Consider the following 721-nt stretch of genomic DNA (forward strand, 5'->3'; position numbering starts at 1 on the left):
GATTTTGAACTGCTTGGCTAAGAACTTGGTGAGGTGAGCATTGGCTTTGCCATCGACAGGTGGTGCAGTGATGGCGATTTTGAGCTCTTCACCGTGCAAGCCGACGATTTTATCGCGGCTTGCTTTTGGTTGAATATAAAGCTTAAGGACGATGTCCTCGCCATCTTGCCAAACTGCTGCGGACATTACAGTTGGAACCAAATAGGACCAATGATATCGCCCATCAAGAAGTTTGCGAATTGCAAACCGATGAACAGAACCAGCACGCTCAAATCCAAGCCGCCAAAAGCAGGAAGCACGCGACGAATTGGTGCGCACATTGGCTCGGTCAATTGATGGAACACGTATTCAATTGGGCTACGGCCTTGGCTCACCCAGCTTAGGATTGCGCGAATCAACAATACCCAGAACAGAAGGCCACCAGCAGCTTTTAGTAGCGATAACAAACCCAAGAATAGGAAATCAACGCTGAAAGAGACAGAGCCGTTAGACGCAATCAGAATCAGTGCGACAAATTTCAATACACACAGCACGTAAGCGAACAGAACCGTTGCAAGGTCAATATTGCCGATTGATGGAATAACACGACGCAGTGGGCCAATGACTGGCTGAGTCGCTTTTACAATAAATTGCGAGAACGGGTTGTAGAAATCTGCACGTGCAGCTTGCAACCAAATTCGCAAAATTACGACCATGATGTACAGGTCAAATAGGGTTGAGA

The 721-nt window shown here is 47.3% G+C and carries 2 protein-coding genes; both read right to left on the bottom strand.

Features of this window, described 5'->3' with window-relative positions:
• The coding region (locus R7R24_RS26805) for a DUF167 family protein (RefSeq protein WP_318120130.1) at positions 1–186 on the bottom strand (186 nt) is incomplete at its 3' end.
• Positions 186–721: YggT family protein (locus tag R7R24_RS26810; protein WP_318120132.1), on the bottom strand; the 536-nt coding region annotated here is incomplete at its 5' end. The genes R7R24_RS26810 and R7R24_RS26805, both read right to left, overlap by 1 nt.

Source organism: Vibrio sp. 704 (genome assembly GCF_033339295.1).